Source organism: Streptomyces anatolicus (assembly GCF_019400875.1).
Classification (GTDB): Bacteria; Actinomycetota; Actinomycetes; order Streptomycetales; family Streptomycetaceae; genus Streptomyces; species Streptomyces anatolicus.
This window is the reverse complement of record NZ_WMBF01000238.1, coordinates 1-9565: the sequence shown is the minus strand read 5'-3', so window position 1 is coordinate 9565 and position 9565 is coordinate 1. Positions and strand designations below refer to the sequence as shown.

Here is a 9565-nt window from a genome sequence, read left to right as displayed (position 1 = left end):
CCTTCGCGGAGCCCGCCTCGCGCCCCCGTCCCCGCCCCCGCGCGCGGCTGATCGGCGACTCCGGGGTCCGCCGCGTGGTCACCGCCTGCCGAGAGCCCGGCACGCAGGCCCCCGAGTCCCTGGAGGCGGCGGGCGTCACCGTCCTCGAACTGCCCGAGTACGCCGACGCGGCGAAGTCACCCAACGCCCATCTGCTGTAGCCCGAGCGGAATCGTTCCCGCTCGCCCCGCCCCCGCGCGCGCCCGCGAGCGCCCTCGCGTCAGGCCTCGAACTGGGTGAGATCGATGGCGTGGACGCGCAGCGCGTGGCCGGACACCGGGTGCGTCGTCTCGCGCTCCAGCACCATGTCGAGCTTGCGGGCGACGTTCTCGGAGGCCTGGTCCTGCGCCCGGTGGATACAGACGACGCGGTCGATCCCGCGGTCCTGGAGCGCGAACTCCAGGGTGGCCTGGGCCGCTTCGGACGCGTACCCCTGACCCCAGAACTGCGAGGCGAACCGCCAGCCGATGGCGATGTCGGACGATAGCTCCGGCAGGAAGTCGGGCACGAAGAGGCCCGTGAAGCCGGCCAGCTCGCCCGAGGCGAGAAGCTCGACGGCGAAGAGGCCGAAGCCCTCGTCGTCCCACTCCTCCTCCCACCGCTCGATGTCCTCCGCCGTCTGCTCCAGGTCGCGTGCGCGGCCGTCGTCGATCCACTGCATGACCCGCGGGTCCGCGTTGATCTCCGCCATCGGCGCGAGGTCGCCGTCGTGCCAGCGGCGGAGGAGGAGGCGGGGCGTGCGGATCTCTGTCATGGCCCCATCCTGCCCAAGGGGCGAGCTTCACCGGTAATCGGGGCCACGCCGCGCCGCGCCACCTTGTGAAGCGGATCACACTCGTGCCCTGTCACGGCTCGGGCGTGCCGCGTGTCTGCTACCTGCGGTGGCGCGCGGTCGACCACGCCACGGTCGGACATCCGCGCGCCTACCTGGTCCGCGTGGTGACCCGGCAGGCCCTCAACCAGCTGCGCGCGCTCAAGGCACGGCGTGAGGACTACGTCGGCGCGTGGCTTCCCGAGCCGATCCGCACCGCGCCCGACGTGAGCGAGGACGCGGTCCTCGCCGAGTCGGTGTCGATGGCCGTGATGCTCGTCCTGGAGACGCTGGGCCCGGCCGAGCGCGCGGTCTTCGTCCTGCACGACGTGTTCGGCTACACCCACCCGGAGATCGCCGCCACGATCGGCAGGAGCGAGGCGGCCGTCCGGCAGATCGCCCACCGGGCCCGGCGGCACGTCCACGCCCGGCGCCGCCGCTTCGAGCCGGACTCCGCCGCCACGCGGGAGATCGTGCAGCGGTTCCTGCGCGCGGCGGCGACCGGTGAGGTCCAGGCGCTGATGGATCTGCTCGCGCCCGATGTCGTGCAGATCTCCGACGGCGGCGGAAAGGCGTCCGCCGCCCGCCGCCCGATCGTCGGCCGCGACGAGGTCGCCAGGTTCGTCCTCGGCGTGGCCCGCACCGGCGCCGCGGCCGCCCCCGTCGAGCACGTCCTCTGCAACGGCATGCCCGCCGCCCGGTTCCTCGCGGACGGCCGGCTGGACTGGCTGCTCGCGTTCGAGATCCACGAGGGGCGTATCACCGACCTGTACGGCCTCCGCAACCCCGACAAGCTGCACCGCGCCGACACCGTGCGCACACTCGACAGAGGAGGAATCCCGCCGTGGAAACCATGACGGCCGAACGCACCATCGACGCCCCGGTCGAGGACGTCTTCGCCTGGCTCACCACGACCACCCACTACACCCGCTCGCCTCTGGTGCTGCGCTGCCGCCTGACCCGGCCCGGCGAGGGCGCGCCCTACGGGGTCGGAGCGGTGCGCGGCCACCTCTGGCTGACCGGCTGGTTCCGGGAACGCATCACCCGTTACGAGCCGCCGTACGCCACCGAGTACGTCGTCGACCGGAGCGTGCCGCCCGCCAGGCACGAGGTCGGCCGGATGACGTTCAGCGAGGTCGACGGCGGCACGCGGGTGTGCTGGACCACCCGCGCCGAGGTCCGGGTCCCGCTGCTCGGCCCGCTCCTCACCCGCCTGGTCGCGCGGCCGGTCATCACCCGTACGTTCGGGAACATCCTCGCGGCCGCCGACGCCGCGCTGACTACCCGACGTACGCCGCGAGGTGCTCCCCGGTGAGGGTGGAGCGGGCGGCGACCAGGTCCTTGGGGGTGCCCTCGAAGACGATCCTGCCGCCGTCGTGGCCCGCTCCGGGGCCGAGGTCGATGATCCAGTCGGCGTGCGCCATGACCGCCTGGTGGTGCTCGACGACGATGACCGACTTGCCGGAGTCGACGAGCCGGTCGAGGAGGCCGAGCAGCTGCTCCACGTCGGCGAGGTGGAGGCCGGTGGTCGGCTCGTCGAGGATGTAGACGCCGCCCTTGTCGCCCATGTGCGTCGCCAGCTTCAGACGCTGCCGCTCGCCGCCGGAGAGCGTGGTCAGCGGCTGGCCGAGGGTGAGATAGCCGAGCCCGACGTCGGCGAGCCGGTCCAGGATCTTGTGGGCGGCCGGGGTGCGCGCCTCACCGTCGGCGAAGAACTGCTCGGCCTCGGCCACCGACATGGCGAGTACCTCGCTGATGTCGCGGCCGCCGAGGCGGTACTCGAGCACCGACGCGTCGAACCGCCTGCCCTCGCAGTCCTCGCAGGTCGTGGAGACACCGGCCATCATCCCGAGGTCGGTGTAGATGACGCCCGCGCCGTTGCAGGTGGGGCAGGCGCCCTCCGAGTTGGCGCTGAACAGCGCCGGCTTGACGCCGTTGGCCTTCGCGAACGCCTTGCGGATGGGGTCGAGCAGTCCGGTGTACGTCGCCGGGTTGCTGCGCCGCGAGCCCTTGATCGGGCTCTGGTCGACCGAGACGACCCCCGCGTCGGCGGGCACCGACCCGTGCACGAGCGAACTCTTGCCGGACCCGGCGACACCGGTGATCACGGTGAGCACCCCGAGCGGGATGTCGACGTCGACCTTGCGCAGGTTGTTCGCCGTCGCGCCGCGGATCTCCAGCGCGCCCGCGGGCTCGCGTACGGTCTCCTTGACCGCGGCCCGGTCGTCGAGGTGACGGCCGGTGATCGTGCCGGAGGTGCGCAGCCCCTCCAGGGTCCCCTCGAAACAGACGGTGCCGCCCGCCCTGCCCGCACCGGGGCCGAGGTCCACGACGTGGTCGGCGATCGCGATCATCTCCGGCTTGTGCTCCACGACGAGCACCGTGTTGCCCTTGTCCCGCAGGCGCAGCAGCAGGTCGTTCATGCGCTGGATGTCGTGGGGGTGCAGGCCCGCGGTGGGCTCGTCGAAGACGTAGGTGACGTCGGTGAGCGAGGAGCCGAGGTGGCGGATCATCTTGACGCGCTGCGCCTCACCGCCCGACAGCGTGCCGGCCGGCCGGTCGAGGGCGAGATAGCCGAGGCCGATCTCCACGAACGAGTCGAGGGTCTGCCGCAGCGAGCCCAGCAGCGGGGCCACCGACGGCTCTTCGAGGTCCCGCACCCACTCGGCGAGATCCCTGATCTCCATCGCGCAGAGGTCCGCGATGCTCTTCCGCTTGATCTTCGACGATCTGGCGCCCTCGCTGAGGCGGGTGCCGTCGCACTCGGGGCAGGTGGTGAAGGTGACCGCGCGCTCCACGAAGGCCCGGATGTGCGGTTGCAGCGCCTCCTTGTCCTTGGAGAGGAACGACTTCTGGATCTTGGGGATCAGGCCCTCGTAGGTGAGGTTGATGCCGTTGACCTTGACCTTGACCGGCTCTCCGTAGAGGAAGTCCCGCAGCTCCTTCTTGGTGTACCGCCGGATCGGCTTGTCCGGGTCGACGAAGCCGGACTGGGCGTAGACCTGCACGGTCCACTGGCTGTCCGACTTCCAGCCGGGGATGGTGAACGCGCCCTCGGCGAGCGACTTGGAGTCGTCGTAGAGCTGGGTGAGGTCGATGTCGGAGACCGAGCCCCGTCCCTCGCAGCGCGTGCACATGCCGCCGGTGCGGTGGAAGGTCGCCTTGACGGTCTTGGTCTTCGCCTCGCCCCGTTCGACGGTGATGCCGCCGCTCGCCCGGACCGACGCGGTGTTGAAGGAGTACGCGCTCGGCGGGCCGATATGCGGCTTGGCGAGCCTGCTGAACAGGATGCGCAGCATCGCGTGGGCGTCGGTGGCGGTGCCGACCGTGGAGCGCGGGTCGGCGCCCATCCGGCTCTGGTCGACGCTGATGACGGTCGTCAGTCCGCCGAGTACGTCGACGTCGGGGCGGGCCATGGTCGGCATGAAGCCCTGCACGAACGCGCTGTACGTCTCGTTGATCAGCCGCTGCGACTCGGCGGCGATGGTGTTGAACACCAGCGAGCTCTTGCCCGATCCGGAGACCCCGGTGAACACCGTCAGACGGCGTTTGGGGATCTCGATGCTGATGTCCTTGAGGTTGTTCTCCCGCGCGCCGTGCACGCGGATCAGGTCGTGGCTGTCGGCGGCGTGCGACGCGGGCGACCGCGGGTCCGTTCTCTTGGCCTTGCTCATGGTGTCTCCATACGTAGGGCGGCGCCGCCTGCGCGGCATCCGTCGTCGTCGCCTGGGGTGCTCCTGGGGTGCTCCGGCCGGTGCGGGGCGGCCGGGGCGGGGCGGCCGGTGCGGCGGCCGGTGCGGGGCGGCCGTTGCGTCAGACCAGCCAGCGGCCGTCGCACATCAGTTCGCGGCCGGACATCTCGTTCACCTCGCGCCAGGCCTGGACGCGGCGCGGGGTGACGCGGAACCAGCGGTACCGCGGGCCCGGCTCGCGCGGGTCGAATCCGGTGCGGGCGGCGAACCGGTCGCCGAGCTGCCGCGGCAGGGCGTCCATCGCCAGGACTTCCGCCTCGCCCTCGATCATCGTCACGTCGCGGGTTGGGCCCAGCGCCAGCCGGGCGGTGCGGGTGGCGGCGAGATTCTTCCCGGTGGGGCTGTCCGCGGGCGTGGCCAGGAGCAGGGCCTCGCCGTCCCAGTCGAAGGAGAGCGGCACGAGATGGGGCACGCCGTCGGCCGAGGCGCTGGCCACCCATACGTCGACGTCGTGGGCGAGCCGGCGCTCGGTGTCGCGCCGGCGCCGGGCGCGGGGGCGCGGGCCGGCTGCTTCGTGGTTCTCCATGGCGGTCACGCTAGCCGTGGCCCGCCCCCCACGCTTCTCCATTACTGATCTCCGTATTACTGAATTACTGATCTCCGTGTGAAAACGCCGCAGGGCCCGAGCGAAAGCACCCGGCCCCTGCGGCATACCCCCCTTTTTCGCCTGCCGACCTATCCGAACTGGCCGACCTGATAGTCACCGGCGGGCTGCTGGACCATGACGTTCAGCCGGTTGAAGGCGTTGATGAGCGCGATGAGCGAGACCAAGGCGGTGAGCTGCTCCTCGTCGTAATGCTTGGCGGCGGCCGCCCAGACCTCGTCGCTGACGCCACCGGCCGCGTCGGCGATGCGGGTGCCCTGTTCCGTCAGCTCCAGGGCGGCCCGCTCGGCGTCGGTGAAGACCTTGGCCTCACGCCAGGCGGCGATCATGTGAAGCCGCAACGAGGTCTCCCCCGCGGCGGCCGCCTCCTTGGTGTGCATGTCGAGGCAGAATCCGCAGCCGTTGATCTGACTGGCGCGGATCTTCACGAGCTCCTGCGTAGCGGCCGGCAGCGTCGAGTCGGCGAGCGCCTTGCCCGCCGAGGTGAAGTGCTTGAGGGCCTTGCCCGCGATCGGGCTGGTGAAGAAGTTCAGGCGTGCGTCCATGGCGGGTGCTCCTCTGCCGTTGTAGTGGCTACACCCCTTCGACGGAACGACCGGCGGCGGATGTGACATCCCGCTGCGGGCCGGCCAATTCTGCGGCGGCCCACTTCGTACGCCGTTACCCTGCACACCGTGACCACACCAACCAGCGCCCTCAACGACTCCGATGTGGCCATAGCCGCCGCCCGCGCCGGTGCGGACGTGGTGCGGGACCTCTATGGCACGCGGCTGACCCGTATCGACAAGGGCGCCGGAGATTTCGCCACCGCCGCCGATGTGGCGGCCGAGAAGGCGATCCTCGATGTCCTTCGCGCCACCCGGCCCGACGACGGTGTGCTCGGCGAGGAGGGCGGGCAGCAGGGTGTATCCGGTGCCGCGCGGCAGTGGTGGGTGGATCCCCTGTGCGGCACGCTGAACTACGCCGTCGGCACCATGCTGGTGGCCGTCAACGTAGCGCTGCGGGACGGCGCGGCGGCGGTCGCCGACCCCTTCAGCGGCGAGGTCTTCTATACGGATGGTGAGTCCGCCTGGGCGCGGGCGGAAGGCGGGGACACTCGGCTGACGCCCACGTCCGCCACGCGGTTGGTGGACGTCAATCTGGACCCGCCGTTCCCGAGCGCCCCCGGCTTCCGGGCGGTGGGCCTGCTCGCCCATCCCCTGTTCGTCGAGCGTTTCCGCCCCCGGGTCGCCTCCTCGACGCTGGCGCTCGCCTGGGTCGCGGCCGGCAAGCGCGCCGCGTACGTCACCGACGGCGAAGACCTGTCGGAGAGCGTCCACTTCGCCGCCGGGATCGCCCTGTGCCGGGCCGTCGGCTGCGTGGTCACCGGCATCGACGGCGCTCCGATCGGCCCCGGAGCGCGGGGACTTGTGGCCGCCGCGGACGCCGAGACGCATGAGCTGTTGATGTCGATGTGACCGAACAACACCCCCCCAACCGTCCCCCACCACACCAACGAGGTGACACCGTGAACGACGGATCCGCGCGGGCCTCGGCGCCCACCCAGAAAATCGTCACCTACCTGGAGATGAAGGACCCGGGTGACCTCTCCCCGGCACCGGTCGTCCCCGGCCTCGGCCTGCGCCGTCTGGAGCGGGACTCACCCCTGGTCCGGAGCGTCCAGGCGCAGGTCGGTGAGCCCCACGGCTGGCGCGCGACCTCCCGGACCGAGGAGGAGTGGGACGAGCACCAGGCGGCCCTGCCGCTGCGCCAGTACTGGCTGATCACCTTCGAGGACGAACCCGCCGGTGTCGCCTACCTCGAACCGCAGTCCGGCGGCGACGTGGAGATCACCGCCTTCGGGCTGCTGCCCCGGTACGTGGGCAGGGGGCTCGGCGGTTACGCGCTGACCCTCGCCCTGCGGCAAGCCTGGGCGACCGAGCCGGTCGGGGCGCCCGACGTGCGCCGGGTGTGGCTCCACACGTGCACCGACGACCACCCCCACGCGCTCGGCAACTACCAGAAGCGCGGCCTGCGCCCCTACCGGGCCGAGACTCAGCCCACCCCCACAACTCCGGCCTGAGGCTGACCTCCACGGCAGCGCCTCCGCCCCACGGCGGGAAGCTGATCATGCGTCGGCCCGATCCCCGCGCGCCGGGCGGAGCGCGTCGTCCGGCTCATCCCCCTCATCGGGCTGCCGGTATGTCCGGTTCTCGGACGGGCCCTACACCAACGTGTGGTGGCAGATACTGGCTTCCTCGGTCAGCGGCCTGATCGCCCTGTGGGGTCCGTTGGTGCTCGCCCTGACCTACGCCTACTACCAGCGTCGTTGCCGGAGTTGAGTTCCGCGACCCGAGCCGCTGCCCCCGTCACTCGCGGGTGAGCAGGCCCGCTCGCAGCTCGGCCAAGGTGCGCGAGAGCAGCCGGGAGACGTGCATCTGGGAGATGCCGAGAGCGGCGCCGATCTCGGCCTGGGTCATCTCCTGGCCGAACCGCATCTCGATGATGCGCCGCTCCCGCTCGTCGAGTTCCGCGAGCAGCGGCGCCAGGGCGTGGATGTGCTCGAAGACCTCGATGGCGGGGTCCGGCGCGCCCATGACGTCGGCGAGCGAACGCCCGCTCCGGTACGTCTCGCTCTCGTCGGCCGAACCGTGCGGGGCGTCCAGGGAGCCGGCCATATAGCCGTTGGCGGCGATGACCGCCTCCAGCGCCTGTTCCTCGGTCACCTCCAGGTCGGCCGCCAGCTCCTTGACGGTGGGCTCGCGGCCGAGCACGCAGGACAACCGCTCCTGGGACCTGGTCAGTTGGGTGCGCAGCTCCTGAAGTCTGCGGGGGACGTGCACGGCCCAGCTGGTGTCCCGGAAGTGGCGCTTGATCTCGCCGAGGATGCAGGGCACCGCGAACGACACGAACTCGAAGCCGCGGCTCACGTCGAACCGGTCGATCGCCTTGATCAGGCCCACGGTGCCGACCTGGACGATGTCCTCCAGCTGGCCGTTGCCGCGGTTGCGGAACCTGCCCGCCACGTAGTGCACCAGGGAGAGGTTCATCTCGATGAGGGTCGTGCGGGTGTACGTGTGGTCGGGCGAGCCGTCCTCCAGCGTCCTGAGCCGGTCGAAGAAGAGCTTGGACAGCTCCCTGGCGTCCTTCGGCGCCACTTGGTGGGCCTCCTCGATCCACGGCAGGGGGGCGGCCTCGCCCTGTGTCCCCTCGGTCGGATCAGCGGCCAGTTCCGCGTCGATGGTGCGTACGAACATCCTCTGTTTTCCCCAAGTCGTGACGTGCGCGGTTCAGCGGGCGAGGACCGTGAAGGGGACTCCCTCGCGGTCCCCGAGCACTGCCTCCCGTCGGGCACCGGCCCCGCACGGAGGCGCGATGACCCGTCCGCCCCAGCGCACGGCGGCGGCCGCCGCGGCGTCCACGTCGGCCACCCGGAAAGACGTATGCCAGCGGTAGCGGTCCTCGGTGCCCGGCGCCGCCCCCTCCATGAGCGCGGCGACCGTGCGCGTCCCGTCCCGCACCACGATCTGGTCGTCGACGTACTCCACGGCGCAGTTCTCGCCGGTCTCGCCCGCCCAGCCGAGTACGCCGCCGTAGAAGAGGGCCGCGGCGAAGATGTCCCGCGTGTGCAGCTCAAGGCGGCCGACCGGGCCCTCCCCGACCGTCCACCGGCTGTCGGGGGCGTGGTGGCGCAGCCCGAACACCGCGCCCTCCGGGCCCGCGGCCACGGCGGCCCGTCCGCCGTGGGTGGCGAGCGGCCCGACCGCCACGGTGGCGCCGCGGTCGCGCAGCCGCCCGACGGCGGCGTCCACGTCGTCGACGGCGAAGTACGGCATCCAGCCCGCGTGGACGCCCGATTCGCAGGTGGTCCGGCTGATCGTGCCCACGGGCGCCCCGGCCTGCAGCATCAGGGAGCGGGCCTTGCCGGGCGGGCCGAGCAGCGGCACGTGGCACCAGCCGAGGACCCGGCCGTAGAACTCCTCGGCGGCCCGGACGTCCCGCGCGGCCAGACTCAGCCAGCAGGGCACACCGCGCGTCTCCCGGGTCGCCCCGGGCGGCGGGCTCCCGGCGGGCACGGAGGGGCGCCGCGCGTCCGGCTCGGAGAGGGCAGAGCGCCGCCCGTCCGGCTCGGGGAGGGAGGGGCGCCGCCCGTCCGAAGGCCCCGAGGCGGGGCTGGGCGCCGGCTGCCGCTCGTCCGACCGGACGCTGGTGGCGGGCCGCTTCCCGCCGGGCGAGACGAGGCTCAGCCTCCCTCGCTCCCGGGCGGGCTCCCGACCGGGCTCGCGGGCCGACTCCCGGACAGGGTCCCGGGGCGACACCCGAGCGGGCTCCCCGGCGGGCGCCGACTGGCGGGGCCGGCTCCCGCCCGCCCACGTGGAC

At 72.1% G+C, this 9565-nt stretch carries 10 protein-coding genes and 1 pseudogene; 5 read left to right on the top strand and 6 right to left on the bottom strand.

Annotated elements, in window-relative coordinates:
• Positions 1–200 (top strand): annotated as a pseudogene (locus GKQ77_RS20380) (dihydrofolate reductase family protein); the annotation flags it as partial.
• A gap of 59 nt (positions 201–259) precedes the next feature.
• On the opposite strand, the gene GKQ77_RS20375 reads toward GKQ77_RS20380, so the two are convergent.
• Entirely contained in the window at positions 260–793 is a 534-nt protein-coding gene (locus GKQ77_RS20375) for a GNAT family N-acetyltransferase (protein ID WP_219690359.1), read from the bottom strand.
• A gap of 104 nt (positions 794–897) precedes the next feature.
• On the opposite strand from GKQ77_RS20375, the gene GKQ77_RS20370 reads away from it, so the two are divergent.
• Together GKQ77_RS20370 and GKQ77_RS20365 are read left to right on the top strand one after the other, a co-directional pair.
• The gene (locus GKQ77_RS20370) at positions 898–1707 is read left to right on the top strand and encodes a sigma-70 family RNA polymerase sigma factor (protein ID WP_308117729.1); all 810 of its coding nucleotides are present in this window, start codon (positions 898–900) and stop codon (positions 1705–1707) included.
• Complete coding sequence (locus GKQ77_RS20365) at positions 1695–2165, top strand: SRPBCC family protein (RefSeq protein ID WP_219690358.1); 471 nt, start codon at positions 1695–1697, stop codon at positions 2163–2165. Before GKQ77_RS20370 ends, GKQ77_RS20365 begins: the two co-directional genes overlap by 13 nt.
• Here GKQ77_RS20365 and GKQ77_RS20360 read toward each other — a convergent pair.
• From GKQ77_RS20360 to GKQ77_RS20350, 3 genes are all read right to left on the bottom strand, one after another.
• Positions 2131–4524 (bottom strand): ATP-binding cassette domain-containing protein, encoded by a 2394-nt coding sequence (locus GKQ77_RS20360; protein WP_219690357.1) that lies wholly within the window; start codon positions 4522–4524, stop codon positions 2131–2133. The two genes, GKQ77_RS20365 and GKQ77_RS20360, sit on opposite strands and share 35 nt — an antisense overlap.
• Before the next feature lie 139 nt (positions 4525–4663).
• Positions 4664–5128 (bottom strand): pyridoxamine 5'-phosphate oxidase family protein, encoded by a 465-nt coding sequence (locus GKQ77_RS20355; RefSeq protein WP_219690356.1) that lies wholly within the window; start codon positions 5126–5128, stop codon positions 4664–4666.
• A gap of 149 nt (positions 5129–5277) precedes the next feature.
• The gene (locus tag GKQ77_RS20350) at positions 5278–5751 is read right to left on the bottom strand and encodes a carboxymuconolactone decarboxylase family protein (RefSeq protein ID WP_219690355.1); all 474 of its coding nucleotides are present in this window, start codon (positions 5749–5751) and stop codon (positions 5278–5280) included.
• Between the two features lie 129 nt (positions 5752–5880).
• On the opposite strand from GKQ77_RS20350, the gene GKQ77_RS20345 reads away from it, so the two are divergent.
• Complete coding sequence (locus GKQ77_RS20345; RefSeq protein ID WP_219690354.1) at positions 5881–6663, top strand: inositol monophosphatase family protein; 783 nt, start codon at positions 5881–5883, stop codon at positions 6661–6663.
• A gap of 50 nt (positions 6664–6713) precedes the next feature.
• The gene (locus GKQ77_RS20340; protein WP_308117728.1) at positions 6714–7268 is read left to right on the top strand and encodes a GNAT family N-acetyltransferase; all 555 of its coding nucleotides are present in this window, start codon (positions 6714–6716) and stop codon (positions 7266–7268) included.
• Positions 7269–7554: 286 nt separating this feature from the next.
• Here GKQ77_RS20340 and GKQ77_RS20335 read toward each other — a convergent pair whose 3' ends face one another.
• On the bottom strand, positions 7555–8442 hold the full coding sequence (locus tag GKQ77_RS20335; protein WP_219690353.1) for a SigB/SigF/SigG family RNA polymerase sigma factor: 888 nt from the start codon (positions 8440–8442) through the stop codon (positions 7555–7557).
• A gap of 33 nt (positions 8443–8475) precedes the next feature.
• Positions 8476–9565: VOC family protein (locus GKQ77_RS20330; protein WP_258021631.1), on the bottom strand; the 1090-nt coding region annotated here is incomplete at its 5' end.

Excerpts from the sequence above, each read along its gene's own strand:
- GKQ77_RS20335 (WP_219690353.1), bottom strand. The coding sequence starts at position 8,442 with ATGTTCGTACGCACCATCGACGCGGAACTGGCCGCTGATCCGACCGAG.
- GKQ77_RS20350 (WP_219690355.1), bottom strand. The coding sequence starts at position 5,751 with ATGGACGCACGCCTGAACTTCTTCACCAGCCCGATCGCGGGCAAGGCC.
- GKQ77_RS20355 (WP_219690356.1), bottom strand. The coding sequence starts at position 5,128 with ATGGAGAACCACGAAGCAGCCGGCCCGCGCCCCCGCGCCCGGCGCCGG.
- GKQ77_RS20360 (WP_219690357.1), bottom strand. The coding sequence starts at position 4,524 with ATGAGCAAGGCCAAGAGAACGGACCCGCGGTCGCCCGCGTCGCACGCC.
- GKQ77_RS20375 (WP_219690359.1), bottom strand. The coding sequence starts at position 793 with ATGACAGAGATCCGCACGCCCCGCCTCCTCCTCCGCCGCTGGCACGAC.